Source organism: Agromyces protaetiae, from assembly GCF_030866785.1.
GTDB lineage: Bacteria > Actinomycetota > Actinomycetes > Actinomycetales > Microbacteriaceae > Agromyces > Agromyces silvae.
Genome location: NZ_CP133018.1, coordinates 681,354 through 699,319, shown reverse-complemented (window position 1 = coordinate 699,319; position 17,966 = coordinate 681,354). Strand labels below are relative to the sequence as shown.

At 69.1% G+C, this 17,966-nt stretch carries 16 protein-coding genes and 1 pseudogene; 6 read left to right on the top strand and 11 right to left on the bottom strand.

All coding sequences use genetic code 11. The features are described 5' to 3' along the window. Nucleotides 1-100: 100 nt before the first annotated feature. Together QU602_RS03250 and QU602_RS03245 are read left to right on the top strand one after the other, a co-directional pair. On the top strand, nucleotides 101-1,543 hold the full coding sequence (locus QU602_RS03250) for an NAD(P)/FAD-dependent oxidoreductase (protein WP_308798728.1): 1,443 nt from the start codon (nucleotides 101-103) through the stop codon (nucleotides 1,541-1,543). Next, complete coding sequence (locus QU602_RS03245) at nucleotides 1,540-1,899, top strand: cupin domain-containing protein (protein ID WP_308798727.1); 360 nt, start codon at nucleotides 1,540-1,542, stop codon at nucleotides 1,897-1,899. The genes QU602_RS03250 and QU602_RS03245 overlap by 4 nt, the downstream gene beginning before the upstream one ends. An 8-nt stretch (nucleotides 1,900-1,907) precedes the next feature. Here the strand turns inward: QU602_RS03245 and QU602_RS03240 are convergent, their stop codons facing one another. The 5 genes from QU602_RS03240 to QU602_RS03220 form a co-directional block, all read right to left on the bottom strand. Continuing rightward, complete coding sequence (locus QU602_RS03240) at nucleotides 1,908-2,627, bottom strand: winged helix-turn-helix transcriptional regulator (RefSeq protein WP_308798726.1); 720 nt, start codon at nucleotides 2,625-2,627, stop codon at nucleotides 1,908-1,910. 14 nt (nucleotides 2,628-2,641) lie between these two features. Next, nucleotides 2,642-3,100: a VOC family protein gene (locus tag QU602_RS03235; RefSeq protein ID WP_308798725.1), complete on the bottom strand. Its 459-nt coding sequence runs from the start codon at nucleotides 3,098-3,100 to the stop codon at nucleotides 2,642-2,644. A gap of 98 nt (nucleotides 3,101-3,198) precedes the next feature. Beyond that, a complete protein-coding gene (locus QU602_RS03230) occupies nucleotides 3,199-3,852 on the bottom strand; it encodes a GntR family transcriptional regulator (protein ID WP_308798724.1) in 654 nt (217 codons plus the stop codon). A 241-nt stretch (nucleotides 3,853-4,093) separates the two neighbouring features. Beyond that, the gene (locus tag QU602_RS03225) at nucleotides 4,094-4,747 is read right to left on the bottom strand and encodes a ScbR family autoregulator-binding transcription factor (protein WP_308798723.1); all 654 of its coding nucleotides are present in this window, start codon (nucleotides 4,745-4,747) and stop codon (nucleotides 4,094-4,096) included. A gap of 95 nt (nucleotides 4,748-4,842) precedes the next feature. Next, nucleotides 4,843-5,589: a hypothetical protein gene (locus tag QU602_RS03220; RefSeq protein WP_373692877.1), complete on the bottom strand. Its 747-nt coding sequence runs from the start codon at nucleotides 5,587-5,589 to the stop codon at nucleotides 4,843-4,845. Between the two features lie 85 nt (nucleotides 5,590-5,674). On the opposite strand from QU602_RS03220, the gene QU602_RS03215 reads away from it, so the two are divergent. After that, the gene (locus tag QU602_RS03215; protein WP_308798721.1) at nucleotides 5,675-6,355 is read left to right on the top strand and encodes an HAD family hydrolase; all 681 of its coding nucleotides are present in this window, start codon (nucleotides 5,675-5,677) and stop codon (nucleotides 6,353-6,355) included. A gap of 169 nt (nucleotides 6,356-6,524) precedes the next feature. On the opposite strand, the gene QU602_RS03210 is transcribed toward QU602_RS03215, so the two are convergent. After that, nucleotides 6,525-7,205, bottom strand: a complete 681-nt coding sequence (locus tag QU602_RS03210) for a GntR family transcriptional regulator (RefSeq protein ID WP_308798720.1) — start codon at nucleotides 7,203-7,205, stop codon at nucleotides 6,525-6,527. Nucleotides 7,206-7,313: 108 nt separating this feature from the next. Continuing rightward, nucleotides 7,314-8,963, bottom strand: coding sequence for a PucR family transcriptional regulator (locus tag QU602_RS03205; protein WP_308798719.1), 1,650 nt, complete (start codon nucleotides 8,961-8,963; stop codon nucleotides 7,314-7,316). 101 nt (nucleotides 8,964-9,064) lie between these two features. Between QU602_RS03205 and QU602_RS03200 the strand changes: the two genes are divergently transcribed. From QU602_RS03200 to QU602_RS03190, 3 genes are all read left to right on the top strand, one after another. Further along, nucleotides 9,065-10,549, top strand: a complete 1,485-nt coding sequence (locus QU602_RS03200) for a CoA-acylating methylmalonate-semialdehyde dehydrogenase (RefSeq protein WP_308798718.1) — start codon at nucleotides 9,065-9,067, stop codon at nucleotides 10,547-10,549. 26 nt (nucleotides 10,550-10,575) lie between these two features. Next, the gene (locus QU602_RS03195; protein ID WP_308798717.1) at nucleotides 10,576-11,982 is read left to right on the top strand and encodes an aspartate aminotransferase family protein; all 1,407 of its coding nucleotides are present in this window, start codon (nucleotides 10,576-10,578) and stop codon (nucleotides 11,980-11,982) included. 188 nt (nucleotides 11,983-12,170) lie between these two features. Beyond that, nucleotides 12,171-13,778 (top strand): flavin monoamine oxidase family protein, encoded by a 1,608-nt coding sequence (locus tag QU602_RS03190; RefSeq protein ID WP_308798716.1) that lies wholly within the window; start codon nucleotides 12,171-12,173, stop codon nucleotides 13,776-13,778. Between the two features lie 31 nt (nucleotides 13,779-13,809). Here QU602_RS03190 and QU602_RS03185 read toward each other — a convergent pair. The 4 genes and pseudogenes from QU602_RS03185 to QU602_RS03170 form a co-directional block, all read right to left on the bottom strand. Next, a pseudogene (locus tag QU602_RS03185) lies at nucleotides 13,810-14,406 on the bottom strand (Pr6Pr family membrane protein); the annotation flags it as partial. Between the two features lie 89 nt (nucleotides 14,407-14,495). Then, nucleotides 14,496-16,295, bottom strand: a complete 1,800-nt coding sequence (locus QU602_RS03180; protein WP_308798715.1) for a hypothetical protein — start codon at nucleotides 16,293-16,295, stop codon at nucleotides 14,496-14,498. A 190-nt stretch (nucleotides 16,296-16,485) separates the two neighbouring features. Continuing rightward, the gene (locus tag QU602_RS03175; protein ID WP_308800260.1) at nucleotides 16,486-17,256 is read right to left on the bottom strand and encodes an amino acid ABC transporter ATP-binding protein; all 771 of its coding nucleotides are present in this window, start codon (nucleotides 17,254-17,256) and stop codon (nucleotides 16,486-16,488) included. Nucleotides 17,257-17,293: 37 nt separating this feature from the next. Continuing rightward, on the bottom strand, nucleotides 17,294-17,959 hold the full coding sequence (locus QU602_RS03170) for an amino acid ABC transporter permease (RefSeq protein WP_308798714.1): 666 nt from the start codon (nucleotides 17,957-17,959) through the stop codon (nucleotides 17,294-17,296). Between the last annotated feature and the right edge of the window lie 7 nt (nucleotides 17,960-17,966).

The window sequence follows — 17,966 nt, the reverse complement described above, 5'->3', positions numbered from 1 at the left end:
CTCGTCCGGCCGAAGCATCCGATCGCGACACGGCGCACTGGCGCGACCCGGTGACGGACGACGAGGATGGAGGGAACCGTCCGACTTGGAGTCGCATCCCGTGGGAACCACCGTCTTCGAACGCCGCCGTCCACCGGCGTCCGTCATCGCGCACAGTCTCGAACATGCCGAGCAGCGTGTGTTCTGGCTCGACGACCTCACGGGCCGGGTCGCCCGCCCGGCCCTCACGGGCGATCACGTCGCCGACCTCGTGATCGTCGGCGGCGGCTATACAGGCCTCTGGACGGCGCTGCTCGCGAAGCGGCGCACTCCCGAGGCACGGGTGGTGCTCGTCGAGGGCCGCTCCGTCGGGTGGGCGGCATCGGGCCGCAACGGCGGGTTCGTCGAGGCGAGCCTCACGCACGGCCGCGAGAACGGCCTGACCCGTTGGCCCGACGAGATCGAGACCCTCGACCGGCTCGGGCTCGAGAACCTCGACGCCATCGAGGCCGACCTCGCCGAGTGGGGCGCCGACGCCGAGTTCGAGCGCGTCGGCGCGCTGGGCGTGGCGGTCGAGCCCCATCAGGTGGAGTGGCTGCACGAGCTCGCGGCCGACGCGCGCGAGCGCGGGGACGACAGTCTGCGGCTGCTCGATGAGCACGAGGCGCGCGCCGCCGTCGCGTCGCCGACCTATCTCGGTGCGGTGTGGGAGACGCGGACGAACGCGCTCGTCCACCCCGGCAAGCTTGCGGCGGAGCTCGCCCGACTCGCCGAAGACGTGGGCGTCGAGATCTTCGAGCGCTCGCCGGTGCGCCGCATCGACACCCCCGGTTCGACCGGAGCGGTCTCGATCATCACCGACCACGGCCGCGTCCGCGCCAGGCAGGCCGTGCTCGCCACGAACGTGTTCCCCTCGCTGCTCAGGCGCAACCGGTTGATGACCGTGCCCGTGTACGACTACGTGCTCATGACCGAGCCGCTCTCGGCCGAACAGCTTGCGTCCATCGGCTGGGGCGATCGGCAGGGCATCAGTGACCTGGCGAATCAGTTCCACTACTACCGGATGACCCGCGACGGGCGCGTCCTGTTCGGCGGCTATGACGCCGTGTACCACTACGGCGGCCGGCTCCGTGCCGCGTACGAGAACCGGCGCGAGTCATTCGAGACGCTCGCCGCGCACTTCTTCACGACCTTCCCGCAGCTCGAGGGGCTGCGGTTCACGCACCGATGGGCGGGCGCGATCGACACCTCCACGCGGTTCTGCGCCTTCTACGGCACGGCCCGCGACGACCGGGTCGCGTATGCGAGCGGCTTCACCGGACTGGGGGTCGCCGCGACCCGATTCGCAGGCGAGGTCATGCTCGACCTGCTCGAGCGGCGCGAGAACGAGCGCACCGCGCTGCGCATGGTCCGCGAGCGTCCGCTGCCGTTCCCGCCCGAGCCGGCCGCGTCGATCGGCATCAACGCGACCCGCTGGTCGCTCGATCGCGCCGACCACGACCGCGGCCGCCGCAACCTGCTGCTGAAGACGCTCGACGCACTCGGCCTGGGGTTCGATTCGTGAGCGGCGAGGCGCGGCTCGTCGCCGGACGGGCGACGGATGCCTCGGGCCTCACGCTCGCCCATGAACCCGTGCCCGCCGACCAGGTCGTCGCCGGTGCGCCGGCGACGGGGCATGCCGTGCTGGACGAGGCCGCGGGCCGCACGATCGGCGTGTGGGAGATGACCCGCGGCGCGATGCGCGACGTCGAGGCCGACGAGGTCTTCGTGGTGCTGTCCGGCGACGCGACCGTCGAGTTCGAGGACGCCGCGCTGCCGTCGATCGAGCTCGGCCCGGGCTCCGTCGTGCGCCTCGAAGCCGGCATGCGCACCGTGTGGACGGTCCGCGAGACGCTCCGCAAGGTCTACGTCGCGCCCTGACCCGGATGTCAGGCGACGGATGCGTCGTCGGCCGCGTCGGCGGCATCCGAATGGGGTGCCGGGGTCATGCGGAACGTGCGCGCGAAGCGCGCGAGCAACTCGTCGGTGCCCGCGAGTACGGTCGCGACCTCGTCGGCGCCCGCGAGCAGCGGACGGAACGAGGCGACCTCGACTGTGAGCTCGAGCACGTCCGCGGGCGCGGCGGCTGCGAGCCGGCGCCCGGGCTGCGGCAGCGCGTCGGGACCGATCGCCAGGACGTCGAGCGCGCCGGCGGCGGCGATCGCCGACATGGACACGGCGCCCACGTGCAGCACGTACTCGGTGGGCGGCAGCTCGCGCGAGGCATCCGCCTGGAACGCGGCGCGCAGCGCGACCGCGAGCGCATCGGCGGTGAGCAGCTCACCCTCGGCGGGAGAGCCGAGCGTCGCCCAGCCCCAGCGTTCGAGCTCGAGTACGACGGGTTCGAGCGCGCGCCCGAGCGCGGTGAGCTCGTAGCCACCGCGCACGGTCGGGACGCGCCGGACCACGCCGGCCTCTTGGAGCTCCTTCAGCCGATCGCTCAGGATGTTCGTCGGGATCCGCGGCAGGCCGGCCTTCAGGTCGCTGTACCGGCGGGCGCCGGCGAGCAGATCGCGGACGATGAGCAGCGCCCACCGCTCCCCGACCCGCTCGACGGCACGAGCCACACCGCTGTACTGACCGAAGCCGCGCGTCGCGCGGGCTGCCATGCGCCGGGCGCCGATCAGGCCGTCGCGGGCGCGTCGGCTCCCTGCCCGGCCATGTACGCCTCGGGTCCCTGCTCGGCGGCCTTCGGGTCCATGTAGAGGAAGCTGAGGTTGTTGCCGTCGGGGTCGTCGAGGTCGCGTGAGTACATGAAGCCGTAGTCCTGCGCCTCACGCGGTTCGCTTCCACCGGCTGCGAGCCCTCGCTCGAGCGCCGCGTCGACCTCGTCGCGCGAGTCTCGGCTCAGGGCGATGCTCATCTGCGCCTGCGTCTTGGGGTCGATGATCTGCTTGTCGGTGAACGTGCCGAGGTACTCCTTGGTGAGCACCATGAAGTAGATGTTGTCCTCGAGCACGACACACGCGGCGTTGTCGTCGGTGAAGAGCGGATTGATGGTGAAGCCGAGCGCCGTGTAGAACGCCTTCGAGCGCTCGAGGTCGGTGGTCGGGAAGTTCACGAAGATGCTGGTCGCGGCCATGAGATCCTCCGATGGGTCGTCGTCGATGGGTGATTCATGGCTAGCTTGCTCTTTGCAAGCAAACTTGTCAATAGCAAGTAAATTGCACTGGCTGAGACTTACGCGGCGGCGGGTTCGTGGTTGGCGGCGTGGAGCCAGCGGGTGAAGCTTGGTGCGAGGGTGTCGGCTTTGTGTTCGGTGAGTGCGGCGAGGATGTCGGTGTGGAGCTGGTCGTCGGCGTCGTGGAGGTCGGGCAGGTTCGGCAGTGCGAGGCGGAGACGGTAGGCCACGGCGACGGCGCCGAGGTGGACGCTGAAGCTGGTGCTCGTGGCGCGCAGGTGTTCGAAGAAGGTGAAGTTCGCGGCGTGCGCTTTGATCCCGGTGCTGCCGTGGAAGCGGCTGCGGGCTTTCTCGAGGGCGAGGATCAGTGGTCGTTCGGCGGACTCGCAGAGGTCGCTGACCAGTGCGAGGTGGATCGCGGCCCAGTCGTGTGCTTCTCGCCGTGCTTCGTCGGGTGTGAAGCTGGCGAGCCGGGTGTATCGGGCAGCGGCGATATCGACGATGCCGTGCGCTTCGAGTCGCTTGATCGCCTCACGGATCGGCGTTCGGGAGACCTTCAGTTCGGCGGCCCAGGCCTGATCGCGAAGCTCCTGGCCGGGCAGCAGGTCGCCGCCGGCGATCGCCGCGAGCATCATCGCGTGCACCTGGTCGACGGTGGTGTGGCGGCGGGTGAGCACGTGCCCAGGGTTCGGGACGTACGGGTGGTGCTTCATCATGAACTCCTAAAAAAAAGTGATGCAAACTTTTCTCTAGTCTGAATACCAGTAGGCAGGATGTCAAGACGCAAGGCGAAAGATAGTGAGAACTCCTATCTTTCGACACCACGACAGCAACGCCGTCGACTGGCGCGAGACGCGAGCCCGGCGTCGGCGCGTGATCAGCGACCAGCGCTGCGCCGCATGAGAAGCGTGAGGTGCAGCGCGGATGGAAGTGGCCCACCAGCGGCCGATGGGATTAGGGAGCGATCCGCTCAGGTCGAGCGAACAGCGCGTCAGTCCGAGAGATCCAGTGCGGGACCTTCTCCGGTGATGCATTAGCCTCGACGAACTGGCGCCAAAGCGCGCGTGCACGGTGGGCAAGGCCAGGAAAGTCCTCGAGGAGACTCGAGAGGATGTGCACGCCGGCGATGCTGCTGGTGAGCACTTGGGCGACATCATCAACATCGATATCCGGCTTGAGATCTCCCTCTTCGCGGGCCACCCTGATCAGGGCGACATTGAACTCGATCCAATCGTTCCAGGATCGCGTAGGCGGAGTATCCAGGATATGAATCTCGGTCGTCAGCCGGATGCCTGCGCGAGTGAGGGGATCATCGATGATGTCGTACATCAGATCGGCCGAGACCCTCAGCATGACCTCGAGCGCACAGTACCCGGCCGCCACGGTTGCCTGAGCCTTCTTTTGCGAGACGGCGTTCTGGGTGTCGATGACCGCGTGAGCCACCGCTTCCTTGTTCGAGAAGTGGAAGTAGACCGCTCCCGGGGTGGTACCCGCCCGCCGGGCAATGTCAGAGATCGTCGCTTTCTCGTACGAGAACTCGTTGATGGCGTCAGCTGTGGCCATCAGGATCTTGTTACGAGTACGAATCGCGCGTTCTTGCTCAGCCACGAGGCCCCTCGGATCTCTCGGCGGTTAGGTCGGATCGTACTCTTCCGCGAGGCTCCACGCGCATGCATCTGTGCAAAGCGATGACGAGACCTAGTTCATACTGCATACGGCTCGCTCGAAGTGCTGGCTACGGCGACAACTTCGCCGGACTGCGTGAATGTGACGTTGCTGACGCCGGCATGATCCGTGTTCACGAGGAGATACACCGGGACCGTGCGCTCTGCAAATCGCCGAAACTCCATTTCGAAGCTACGCAGACGAATCTCTTCGGCGTTCACAGCCCGGAGAACGGCATCGATGAGAATCATCGAGACGACGTGATCGCCCGGTCGATTGAGCAGGAACGGATCGTGGTCATCCCATTCGACGATGGCACCGCTCTCTCCCTGCGGAGTTTGCGGCCGAGCTGGGCGCTCCGGCGCCGCCAGTGCAGTCCTGCGGAGCGCTCGATACCGCGCGGGCGCGACAGTCCAGCCGTGCAGTTCTCCGTCCGCGACCACGCGTCCGCCATAAAGGAGTCGAAGTCCCCACATCAAGAGGAATGGGCGACCTCGCTTGGTCTCGATGTCGACGCGAACATCCAGCTGATATCGCATTTCCCCGGAGGCTGGGAAAGACGGAAGCCACCGGCTCCATCGCAACACGGCGTTTTTCGTGATGAAGTGCCAATCTAGGGGGACGCGCATATGCTGATGCGCAATCAGGAAGGCGCCCTGTCGAAACACCTCTAGGGCGATCGCAGAGGAGAGCTCTCCACGGCCGGTGCGCGCTCTGACGTGGTCAGATCGGATCACCACATCGGCCAATAGCTGCGCATCGCCTAATGCGACATAGTCCTCCAAGAACACCTCATCGTCCCGTGAACGGTGCACTACTCGCCGATCAATCATTCGCTCACCTCTGAACGTGAGATAGTATCAATATCTTATGATACGTGATCGCTCTCCGGGACGTGCGGCTGACTCACTCGATCCCGCTGCCGCGTTCTTCGACGTCGATGACACCATCATTCGTGGATTCACCATCGCCGCCCTCATCCACTTCATCCGTGATGAGCTGAATGATCCGGTGCTGGTCAGCCGACTCCTTCAACTGGAACGTCTCGCCCCAGTACGTCGCGAACGCGAGCAATTGACCGCTGATTGCTTCGAACTCCTCGCGGGCCAGGCCTGGTCTCAAATGCTCGCGTGGGGCCAACGCTGGTACGAGAGCACAGGACGGTCTCAGCTCATCTCACAGACGATCGACCGACTTCACGAACATCGCATGCGTGGCGACAAGGTGGTGTTCGTCACTGGCTCTTGGCGTCCATGCGTGGAACCGATCGCCAGGGACCTCCATGCGGATGCGGTGTACTGCTGCGAAGTTGGCGTCGAAGCGGACAAACTCACCGGCGCGGTTTCGCACATCCTCGTCGCAGAGGGCAAGGCAGAGGTCGCAAGGAACTTTGCGAGCCAGGGCGGGATCGCGTTGGAGAACTGCTACGCCTACGGGAACGACTGGTCCGACGCCCCGATGCTGGCGGCCGTCGGTCACCCCGTCGCGGTCCGGCCAACTGCGGCGCTCGCCGAGACAGCCACGGCCCAGGGCTGGGAAGTTCTCAATTGAGCTGGCCCGTGTTCAACGGGCGGAGCTGCGGTGGACGAGGAGCCGTGTCGGGCGCATCGCGAACTGAGATCGAAGCCGACGCAGGACCCGCCGCGTGCAGCCCGCGAGCGAAGCATTGACGCAGCCCTCTGGCATTACGACGGGTGAGCACGCTCAGATGTAGTGGAAGTCAGCTGAGCTGAGTTGGCGCGAGCGACGATTCAGCGGCGGGTTCGTGGTTGGCGGCGTGGAGCCAGCGGGTGAAGCTTGGTGCGAGGGTGTCGGCTTTGTGTTCGGTGAGTGCGGCGAGGATGTCGGTGTGGAGCTGGTCGTCGGCGTCGTGGAGGTCGGGCAGGTTCGGCAGTGCGAGGCGGAGACGGTAGGCCACGGCGACGGCGCCGAGGTGGACGCTGAAGCTGGTGCTCGTGGCGCGCAGGTGTTCGAAGAAGGTGAAGTTCGCGGCGTGCGCTTTGATCCCGGTGCTGCCGTGGAAGCGGCTGCGGGCTTTCTCGAGGGCGAGGATCAGTGGTCGTTCGGCGGACTCGCAGAGGTCGCTGACCAGTGCGAGGTGGATCGCGGCCCAGTCGTGTGCTTCTCGCCGTGCTTCGTCGGGTGTGAAGCTGGCGAGCCGGGTGTATCGGGCAGCGGCGATATCGACGATGCCGTGCGCTTCGAGTCGCTTGATCGCCTCACGGATCGGCGTTCGGGAGACCTTCAGTTCGGCGGCCCAGGCCTGATCGCGAAGCTCCTGGCCGGGCAGCAGGTCGCCGCCGGCGATCGCCGCGAGCATCATCGCGTGCACCTGGTCGACGGTGGTGTGGCGGCGGGTGAGCACGTGCCCAGGGTTCGGGACGTACGGGTGGTGCTTCATCATGAACTCCTAAAAAAAAGTGATGCAAACTTTTCTCTAGTCTGAATACCAGTAGGCAGGATGTCAAGACGCAAGGCGAAAGATAGTGAGAACTCCTATCTTTCGCACTCAGCGACCAGCACTGCGCCGCACGAGCAGCGCGAGGTGCAGCGCGGTCTGCGTCTCGCCGTCGTCGAGGTCGGCGCCGAGCAGGTCCTGGATCTGCGCGAGGCGCTGATAGAACACCGAGCGCGACAGGTGCGACGCGGTCGCGGCGGCGGTGCGGTTGGCCGGGTGGGCGAGTACGGCGCCGAGCACGTCGAGCAGGTCGCCATGCCGCCGGAGGTCGTGTTCGACGAGCGGTCGGAGCATGCGTTCGCCGTGTTCGAGGAGGCGGTGGTCGTCGCGCAGGCTCGACACGAGCCTGACCAGGGGGCGATCGACCGCCCGCCGGATGACCGGCCCACGTCCGGGGCGGGCATCGCCCGAGCGGGCGAGGTCGATCGCCTCCCGAAGGGACGCGAGCCCCGACTCGAGCCCGTCGCCGGGCGTCCCGATCGCGAGCTCGAGCCGCTGTGCGGCTCCCGGTCGGAGCACGCGAACGTACTCTCGTGCGGCGCGATCGTCGAACTCCGTTCCGGCCGGCAACGACAACAACACGACCGTGGCCGGCTGCGAAGCGAGCAGCGGTGCCGCGAGTGCGCGCCCGCGCAGGGTCCGCGCCGCGGCATCCGCCTCGCCCGCCGTGAGGTCGACGCCGCTCACGACCACCCCGACCACCTGGGCGCCGGTCAGCGGCAGGCCGGCCGCCTCGACGCGCGCAGCCGCGGCCGCCGCGCCGCCGAACCGGCCGGCGAGGAGTCGGTCCAGCAGCCGCTGCCGGCCGATCCGCGCCCACTCGTCGACGTCGCCGTCGGCCAGCCGGCCGACCGCGAGCGCGATCGCGCCCTGTTCGAGCACGGCCGAGCGGCCGGCCGGGTGGGCGGGACCGGGCAGCGCGATGAGATGGCCCCAACGGATGCCTCGTGCCTCCACCGGAACGATGAGCCAGCGATCATCGTGGACCAGCCCAGCCTGCTCGGCATCACGCGCCAGCTGGTGCGCCGCCCGCGACCGCGCCTCCCAGTCCGGGAGCAGCACCTCTTCGTCTGCCGGGGACATCTCGGCGGTGACGACCTCGTGGGCGAGGTTCTCGAGCACGACCGCCGCACCGAGCGTCTGTGCGAGCCGGTGCACCACGAAGTCGGCGGGCGAGCCGCGCAGCGCGAGGGCGGTGAACTGCTCGCGCACGTCGTCGCGCGCGCGGAGCGCGGCGGTCTGCTCCGAGATGATGCGCCGGTGCACGGCCTCGGTGAGGGCGACGAACTTCACCTCGCGGTGCAGCACGACGAGGGTGAGCCCGTGCCGGCGAGCGGCGTCGACGATGATCGCCGGCACGTACCGGTAATGCACGCCGAGCTCCAGCACGAGGCCGGAGACCCCCGCCGCGACCAGGCCGGCCACGAACGCGTCGAGCTCGGCCGGCTCCGCCGGCCAGCCGGAGCCCGTGGACAGCAGCAGCTCGCCGCCGTTCAACAGCCGGGCGACATCCGCACTGTCGGAGACGTGCACCCAGCGCACACGGGCGTCGAGTCCGGTCTCGTTCGCGAGCACTTCGGGCAGCCCGTCGGCGACGGCGTCGACCGCGAGCACCTCGCGGACCGACGGATGGCTCTCATCGACCGTGATGGGGGACGGACGGTCCGTCCGGAAATCGTCGGCTTCGCGACGTTCTGCCACTCGATCATCCTCCTCGGGCCTGGAAAGCTGGGGGTTATCAGCCTATGCGGCAGCCGGTCGATCCGTCCGGCATGCCGATCCAGCATCTTGAAAGGACTCGCATGAGCCTCATCCGCCACCACGTCGCCGGCCAAGAGACCGGTGCGGGCGACCGCACCGGTCCCGTGTTCAACCCCGCGACCGGCGAGCAGCAGCACGAGGTCGCGTTCGCGACGACCGCGGAGGTCGAGCATGCGATCCAGGCCGCGAAGGCGGCGCTTCCCGGGTGGCGTGCGACGGGTCTCGTCAAGCGGGCCGACGTCTTCTTCCGCCTGCGCCAGCTGCTCGTCGAGCGCCAGGATGAGCTCGCGGCCATCATCACGAGCCAGCACGGCAAGGTCCTCGACGACGCGAAGGGCGAGATCAGCCGCGGCATCGAGAACGTCGAGTTCGCGGCCGGGCTCGTGCACCTGCTGAAGGGCGAGCACGCCGAGCAGGTCGCGCGCGGCGTCGACGTGCACTCGCTCAAGCAGCCCGTCGGCGTCGTCGGCGCGATCACGCCTTTCAACTTCCCGGTCATGGTGCCGCTCTGGATGACCGCCTCGGCGATCGCGTGCGGCAACACCGTGGTACTTAAGCCGTCGGAGAAGGACCCGAGCGCGTCGGTGTTCCTCGCGAAGCTCTTCGAGGAGGCCGGCCTCCCGGCGGGCGTGCTGAACGTCGTCCACGGTGACAAGGTCGCGGTCGACGGCATCCTCGACTCCCCCGAAGTGAAGGCCGTGAGCTTCGTGGGCTCGACGCCCATCGCGAAGAGCATCTACGAGCGGGCGAGCGCCAACGGCAAGCGCGTGCAGGCGCTCGGCGGTGCGAAGAACCACATGGTCGTCATGCCCGACGCCGACCTCGACGGTGCCGCCGACGCGGCGATCTCGGCCGCGTACGGCTCGGCCGGCGAGCGGTGCATGGCCGTCTCAGCGCTCGTCGCCGTCGGCGACGTCGCCGACGTCCTGGTCGAGAAGGTCGCCTCGCGCATGGCGGGGCTGAAGATCGGCGACGGCACGGATGCCTCGAGCGAGATGGGTCCGCTCATCACCCGCGAGCACCGTGACAAGGTGGCCTCATACGTGACGGGTGCTGCAGCGGAGGGTGCGACGGTCGTGGTCGACGGCACGACGAAGCAGTTCGACAACGACGGCTTCTTCGTCGGCGTCTCGCTCGTCGACCACGTGAAGCCGGGCATGAAGGTGTACGACGACGAGATCTTCGGGCCGGTGCTCTCGGTCGTGCGCGTCGAGTCGTACGACGAGGCGGTCGAGCTCATCAACGCGAACCAGTACGCGAACGGCGTCGCGATCTTCACGCGCGACGGCCGGACGGCGCGGTCGTTCGAGATGGACATCGAGGTCGGCATGGTGGGCGTGAACGTGCCCATCCCGGTGCCGATCGGTGCGTTCTCGTTCGGCGGCTGGAAGAACTCGCTGTTCGGCGACTCGCACATCTACGGTCCCGAGTCGGTGCACTTCTACACGCGCTCCAAGGTCGTCACCACGCGCTGGCCCAACCCGTCCGAGTCGCAGATCAACCTCGGCTTCCCGAGCAACCACTGATTCCGAGCATCCTGACGAGGCATCCGATGACCGACATCCTGACCGACGCGCCCGCGTACACCGACCGCACCGGCGCCGCGCACGCCCTGCCCGACGCCGACGCGGAGGCGCGCCTGCGGGCCGACGACCGCGCCCATGTCTTCCACTCCTGGAGCGCGCAGGCGCTCATCGACCCGCTGCCCGTCGCTGCGGGCGAGGGCTCGACCTTCTGGGACTACGAGGGCAACGCCTATCTCGACTTCAGCTCGCAGCTGGTGAACCTGAACCTCGGTCACCAGCATCCCGACCTCGTCGCCGCGATCCAGCAGCAGGCGGGCCGGCTCGCGACGATCCAGCCGATCATGGCGAACGACGTGCGCGGTGAGCTCGCCCGGCGCATCGCCGAGGTCGCGCCGGGCGACCTCGACAAGGTGTTCTTCACCAACGGCGGCGCCGACGCGAACGAGTACGCCGTGCGCATGGCGCGAGCGGTCACCGGCCGGCCCAAGGTGCTGTCGATGTACCGCAGCTACCACGGCGGCACCGGCACCGCGATCTCGCTCACGGGCGACCCGCGCCGGTGGGCGAACGAGCCCTCCGACCGCTCGGTCGCGCACTTCTTCGGGCCGTACCCGTACCGCTCGGCGTTCCACGCGACCACGCCCGAGGAGGAGACGCAGCGCGCACTCGCTCACCTCGAACAGGTCATCACGCTCGAGGGCGCGTCGACCATCGCGGCGATCATCATCGAGACGGTCGTCGGCACGAACGGCGTGCTCGTCCCGCCGCCCGGATATCTGCAGGGTGTGCGCGAGCTGGCCGACAAGTACGGCATCGTCTACATCGCCGACGAGGTCATGGTCGGCTTCGGCCGCGTCGGCGAGTGGTTCGCGGTGAACCACTTCGACGTCGTGCCCGACCTGATCACCTTCGCGAAGGGCGTGAACTCGGGGTACGTGCCGCTCGGCGGCGTCGTCATCTCGGACCGCATCGCGTCGCACTTCGACACCGTGCCGTTCGCGGGCGGGCTCACCTATTCGGGGCATCCGCTCGCCTGCGCCGCGGGTGTGGCGACGTTCGAGGTGTTCGAGCGCGATCGGCTCCTCGAGCGCGTGCGCGACCTCGGGTCGCGCGTCGTCGAGCCGCGGCTGCGCGAGATCGCGACCGCACACCCGTCGGTCGGCGACGTTCGCGGGCTCGGGCTGTTCTGGGCGATCGAGCTGGTCCGCGACCGGGAGACGCGCGAGCCGTTCGTGCCGTTCAACGCCGGAGGGAAGGATGCCGCGCCGATGGCCGCGGTCACGGCGGCCTGCAAGCGGGCCGGGCTCTGGCCGTTCGTGCACTTCAACCGGCTGCACGTCGCCCCGCCGCTCGTCATCTCAGAGGCCGACCTCATTCGCGGCCTCGACATCATCGACGACGCGCTCTCGGTCGCCGACGCCGCGATCGGCTGACCCCCGGGCCGGGCTCCCGCCGCGCGCGCTCACCCCGTTCCCTGCTCAGGAACGTTCAAGTGAGGCGCGGCGTGTCGCGCCGAGACACGCCGCGCACTCGCCCGTGGTTCCTGAGCAAGCCGATGCGGATGGGGCTCGCATCGGGCGGGTGGAGCTGGTGCGGGGCGCACGGCGGATAGCCTGAGGACATGGACTCGCAGGGCGGTGCCGGCATGCCCCGGCGCGGATTCCTCGCGGCGGCGCTGGCCGGAGTGACCTCCGTCGTGCTCGCCGCGTGCACCGGCCCGCAGCCCACGCCGACCCCCACCGCGACCCCGGCGCCCACGCCGAGCCCGACACCCACCCCGACGCCGACCCCGCTGCCGCCCGGAGTGCCCGAGCCGACGGCGATGCGCCGCACCAGGTGGGGCGCCGATCCGTACGCGCGCGGCGCGTTCAGCTACGACGCGATCGGCACGACCGCCGAGCGGCGAGCCCAGCTCGCCCGGCCGGTGCTCGACCGGGTCTTCTTCGCCGGCGAGGCGGTCGCTGCGGAGTCGCCGGGCACTGTGGCGGGCGCCCTCTCGTCGGGGCGCGAGGTGGCCCGCCGCGTCGCCGAGCTCGCCGAGCCGGGCGAGCGCATCGCGATCATCGGCGCCGGCATCGCCGGTCTCGCCGCCGCGAACGAGCTGCAGGGGCGGCGCATCGGCCGCGGCGCGGGCGACGAGGGCGACGACGACGGCCAGGCCGATGAGGCCGACGATCGCGACGGCGAGCGCAGCAGCGACCCCAGCTTCGAGGTCGTCGTGATCGAGGCGCGCGACCGCGTCGGCGGCCGGATCCAGTCCGCCGATGACGACGCGTTCGGCGGCACGATCGAGCTCGGCGCCCTGCTGCTGCCCGCAGACGACGCCCTCGACGCGCTGCTCGACGAGACATCCGTCGGCACCCGCGATCTGGAGCCGCCGACCGACGCGCGCACGACCACCGGCGAATGGACCGCCATCCAGTCGACCGGTACCGACGCGCTCGCGACGGCGCACGCGTGGGCGCAGACGTGGCCGTACGACGTCGGGCTCGACACCGCGTTGCTCGGCAGCGGTGCCGATCAGCTGTCGAGCGAGCCGGGGCCCGACGGGGTCTCGCCCCTCGACTGGCTCGGCTACACGCTGTCCAGCGGGGTCGAACCCGTGACGGGCGCCACGCCCTCGCGCGTGTCGGCGCAGACCTTCGATCCTGCGTCGGCGGTCGCGCCGGCCCGGTTGGTCCGCGGGCGGCTCTCCGACGCGATCGACGAGCTCGCGGCCTCGGTGGACGTCGCCCTCTCGAGCGTCGTCACGAGCATCGCCTACACCACCGACCGGGTGAGCCTTCGCCTCGGCACTGGCGAGTCGCTGCGCGTCGACCGGGTGATCGTCACGGTGCCGTTGGGCGTGCTGCAGACCGACACGATCCAGTTCAGCCCGCGCCTGCCGCGGCCGCACCAGCAGGCGATCGCCATCATGGGCATGGGCACGATCGATCTCGTCTGGCTGCGGTTCGACGAGGCGTTCTGGCGGTCGGATGCCTCGGAGGGACGCACGGCTCAGGAGGTGCTGACCGTGGTGGGCGGGCCGCACACCGTCGCCGCGTGGCTGGACGTGGGGCTCATCGGCCTCGACGACGAGCCCGTGCTGGTGGGGGTCATCGCCGCTGAGCAGGCTCGGCGGCTCGAGGAGCTGTCGGACGACGAGTTCCGGGCGGAGGTGCTGGCCGATCTCGTGCCCTTCTCGCCCGAGCCCATAGACGACGATTCAGCCACACCAGAGCCGACGTGATCGCGAGGAAGATCGCGAGGCACAGCGCGCAGTAGGCGGCGACGCCGCCCCAGCCGCCGACCTGCGTCTCGTCGAGGAAGAAGTACGGGTACCAGCCCACGTCGTCGCCGCGCACGAGCGTGTACCAGAGCCAGAGCGACGGGAAGACGAGCACCCAGCCGATCGTCGGCCACGGCACCCGGGGGTTCACCGCCAGGATGCTGTCGGTCGTCCAGGCGACGAGCGCCAGCGCAGGCACCACGAAGTGCAACAGCGTGTCGGACCACGGCACGTCGATGCGGTAGTCGACGGTCGAGGCCTGCATGACGATGAGGCCGAACACGATGCCCGAGATCACGACGTACACGGTCACCATCGTCCGCAGCACCCCGAGCCAGGCCGGGTCGCGCGGCGTGAGCAGTGCGAAGCAGCCCGCGATCACGAGGGTCACGACCGCGAGGAACGCCGACTGGATCGTGAAATAGCTGAAGAAGTTCGAGGTCGCGAAGAAGCGGAACCCCAGCACGTACTGGAAGTTGGCGACGATCGCCACGATCTCGAGCACGGCGACCGCGAGCCGGAACCAGCCCAGCACGCGCCGCGCCCGTCGCGCGCGCGACAGGGGCGGGGCGGTCGCGGGCGGAGGCATGGGTCCAACGCTACGCGTCCGAGCGCCCTCCCCCGGTCGGGTTGCCGCGTCGTATTCGGGGCTCGCGGCGCACCCGACCGGGGATCAGGTCATCCCGCGGCGCCTGAGCGGCGACGGCGGATGAGGACGAGCGCCGCACCGCCGGCGAGCAGGACCGCGCTCATGGCGATCCATCCGACGAGCTGGATCTCGGAGACGCCCGTGGTGGCGAGCGAGCGAGCCGTGCCCGTGGACGAGGGCGTGGACGTGCTCACGTCGGCGGCCGGGCCACCGGGCGAGGTCGGGTCGACCGCAGGCGGCGCGCCCAGGTAGGGCTCCCAGTGTTGCTCGATGACCCATTGCGCATCACTCGCCTTATCGGGGAATTCCGCGGTGACGTCGACCACCTCGTAGTACCGTCCGTCCTTCAGCACGATCACCGTGCCCTCGGTGTGCACCATCGGCGGCGACCCCGCCCACCAGGACTTCTGGTGCGGAGGCGTCTTGATCGGCAGCGTCAACGTGGTCGACGTGGTCTCGGCCACCGCACGCTGGTAGTTGACCTCGAGCGCGGTCTCCCACTTCGCGCCGAACGCGTTGAAGATCGATTTGATCGTGAGTTTGAACCCGCCGGAGTTGGTGATCGTCTCGGATGAGCTGATGGTCTTCGTCGGCGTGATCTCCACGTCGCCGCCGTTGAACACCGTCTCCGACATCTGCCGCTCCGTGCCGTGCCCGCGCGTCACCTTGGAGAGGCTCAGACCGCAGTCGTCGGGGTTGACGCCGCACACCCCGTCGACGAGCTCGCGCGCCAGCAGCGTGTCCGCCCCGGTGCCCGAGCCGTCGAGCACGATCATGTCGCGCTTGGCCACCGTGAAGGTCGCCTCGTAACCGCCCGAGCCGCCGGGCCACGCCTCGCTGAGCTCGCACGTGTAGGGCGAGACCTTCGCACGCGGGATCTGGTCCAGGGATGGTGCATTTTCCCCGCGGGGGTCGCGGTCGACGATGAAGCAGGTCCCGTCGCGGTGGAACCCACCGTGCGCACGGTTGTTGTTCGACCAGCCGGCGATCCAGAAGGTGGTCTGCGACGCATCGTCGACGATGCGGTAGGTGAACTCGACGCGGGCGCTGTCGGGGTATGCCGAGACATCGCCCTCCCGGATCACGCTCTCGGCCCGCGTGCTGCTGTGCTGCGCGACGTCAGCCGTTCCGGGGACGCCGTACGGCAGTTTGCCGAACTCGAAGTGGCCGGCGGTCAGCGCGACCGGCCCCGTCGTCGTGAAGACGGCGGCCGTCTCGACGTACCGGTTGAGCGCGACCGAGAACGTGTAGCGCGCGTTCGGCCAGCTCTGCGTGGCCCGCATGTCGCACGTGAACGGGCTCGAGGCGGCGAGCGTTCCCCCGCTGCGCGGGTCGCCCTGGTACACCTGGCACGTCGCGTAGGCGGTGTCGCCGAACGCCCCCACGCGCGGCGCGATCCAGAAGCCCGAGCTCGTGCCGAGCATCACGACCTGGAAGGCGGTCTTCGCCTCCATGCCGGTGGCACCGGCGGACCGGTCACCCGACACGTGGAAGACGCCCCGGGTTGCCGAGTCGACACCCGTTGGGACCGCGGACATCTCCCCCACGTGCGGCCCCCATGCGCCACCGTCGGCGAGGGTCACCCTCGACACCTCGAAGTCCGCGAAGATCGTGCCGGGGAAGGCCGCCTCGGCCTGCGGGGTGATGTCGGACTCTTCGGCCGGCGGCGCGACGGCGGATGCTTCGGCCGGTGTCGCGACGGAGAGCTCTCCGGCCGGCGGCGGGCCGGCGGGCTCCTCGGCCATGGCGGGCGCAGCAAGGGCTTCTGCGCCGATCGTCAGACCTGCGGCGAGCGCGGCCACCGTGAGTGTTGCGGCGAGTCTCTTCATTCGTCGTACCTCGAGGTTGGTCGATGACGCCGACCCGGTCGCCGACGCCGACCGCCCGGTCATCGGCATCGCCGGATGTCGGCATGCCGCATTCGCGGAACGATCGCGTCAAGTCTGCGAGCAGCACCGCTCACCCGGAATAGACCCAGGTCGGGGTCGGCAACCGTCTGCCCGACCTTGCGGGAGATGTTCAGTCGAAAGGCCGGAGGATGCGGTCGAGGAACTGGCGGGTACGCGCCTCGCGGGGCGCGGTGAACAGCTGGGCGGGGGCGCCCCGTTCGACGATCACGCCGCCGTCGAGGAAGACGACCTCGTCGGCGACCTGGCGCGCGAACGCGAGCTCGTGCGTGACGATGACCATGGTCCAGCCCTCGTCGGCGAGCTCCTTGATGACCGTGAGCACCTCGCCGACGAGCTCGGGGTCGAGCGCGCTCGTGGGCTCGTCGAAGAGCAGCAGGTCGGGCTCGAGCGCGAGCGCACGCACGATGCCGACGCGCTGCTGCTGCCCGCCCGAGAGCTCGAACGGGTACGCGTCGCGCTTCTCGGCGAGGCCGACGCGCTCGAGCAGCGCCTCGGCCTGCGCGATCGCCCGCGCCTTGGGCACGCGCTGGACCTGCACCGGACCCTCGATCACGTTCTCGATGACCGTGAGGTGCGGGAACAGGTTGTGCTGCTGGAACACCATCGCCGACCGGTCGCGCAGCGCGAACCGCGCGCCCTTCGGCAGCTTCGCCGCGAAGTCGATCTCAGGTCCGCCGTCGAACGCGAGCACACCGGCGTCGGGCGTCTCGAGCCCGTTCAGCGATCGCAGCACCGTCGTCTTGCCCGACCCGCTCGGCCCGATCAGCGCGACGACCTCACCGCGCCTGACCTCGAGGTCGACCCCGCGCAGCACCTCGTTCGCCCCGAACGACTTGCGGATGCCCCGCGCGGAGACCAGCACCGAGTCATCCGCCGGCATCGACGGTGCGAGCGCGTCGCCCGGCCCGTCCGGCCCGTCAGTGCGCGACATAGCGATCCAGCCTCCTCTCGAGTGCACCCTGCCCGGCCGACAGTACGAGGCAGAACAACCAGTAGATGAGCGCGGCCTCGAGATAGAGCAGCATGAACTCCTGGCTGAACGCCGCGATCTGCTGCGCGACCCGGAACAGCTCGGTCACGAGGATGAGGGACGCGAGCGAGGTGTCCTTCACGAGCGAGATGAACGTGTTCGACAGCGGCGGCACCGACACGCGCGCGGCCTGCGGCAGGATGATGCGTCGCAGCGTCTTCGCGTTCGACATGCCGATCGTGTAGCCGGCCTCCCACTGCCCCTTCGGCACCGAGAGGATCGCCGCGCGGATGATCTCGGCGGCGTAGCCGCCCACGTTGAGCGAGAACGCCACGATCGCGCTCGGCCACGGGTCGATCACGAGTCCGATGGCCGGCAGGCCGTAGAAGATCACGAACAACTGCACGAGCAGCGGGGTGCCTCGGATCACCGAGATGTAGAACCGGGCGATCGCGGACAGCACCCGGTTCTTCGACAGGCGCAGCAGCGCGACGCCGAGGGCGAGCGCGAGCCCGACGACGAACGAGATCAGGGCGAGCGGGATCGTCCCACTGAGACCGCCCCACACGATCGGCCAGAAGGAGTCGAGGAACAGTTGGAGGCTCTCGTTCATGCCCCAC

What these genes read in the sequence shown, in the direction of transcription:
- QU602_RS03240 (WP_308798726.1), bottom strand. Translation starts at nt 2,627, where the DNA reads ATGGCAGCCCGCGCGACGCGCGGCTTCGGTCAGTACAGCGGTGTGGCT.
- QU602_RS03235 (WP_308798725.1), bottom strand. Translation starts at nt 3,100, where the DNA reads ATGGCCGCGACCAGCATCTTCGTGAACTTCCCGACCACCGACCTCGAG.
- QU602_RS03230 (WP_308798724.1), bottom strand. Translation starts at nt 3,852, where the DNA reads ATGAAGCACCACCCGTACGTCCCGAACCCTGGGCACGTGCTCACCCGC.
- QU602_RS03215 (WP_308798721.1), top strand. Translation starts at nt 5,675, where the DNA reads ATGATACGTGATCGCTCTCCGGGACGTGCGGCTGACTCACTCGATCCC.
- QU602_RS03210 (WP_308798720.1), bottom strand. Translation starts at nt 7,205, where the DNA reads ATGAAGCACCACCCGTACGTCCCGAACCCTGGGCACGTGCTCACCCGC.
- QU602_RS03200 (WP_308798718.1), top strand. Translation starts at nt 9,065, where the DNA reads ATGAGCCTCATCCGCCACCACGTCGCCGGCCAAGAGACCGGTGCGGGC.
- QU602_RS03195 (WP_308798717.1), top strand. Translation starts at nt 10,576, where the DNA reads ATGACCGACATCCTGACCGACGCGCCCGCGTACACCGACCGCACCGGC.
- QU602_RS03190 (WP_308798716.1), top strand. Translation starts at nt 12,171, where the DNA reads ATGGACTCGCAGGGCGGTGCCGGCATGCCCCGGCGCGGATTCCTCGCG.
- QU602_RS03180 (WP_308798715.1), bottom strand. Translation starts at nt 16,295, where the DNA reads ATGAAGAGACTCGCCGCAACACTCACGGTGGCCGCGCTCGCCGCAGGT.
- QU602_RS03175 (WP_308800260.1), bottom strand. Translation starts at nt 17,256, where the DNA reads ATGCCGGCGGATGACTCGGTGCTGGTCTCCGCGCGGGGCATCCGCAAG.
- QU602_RS03170 (WP_308798714.1), bottom strand. Translation starts at nt 17,959, where the DNA reads ATGAACGAGAGCCTCCAACTGTTCCTCGACTCCTTCTGGCCGATCGTG.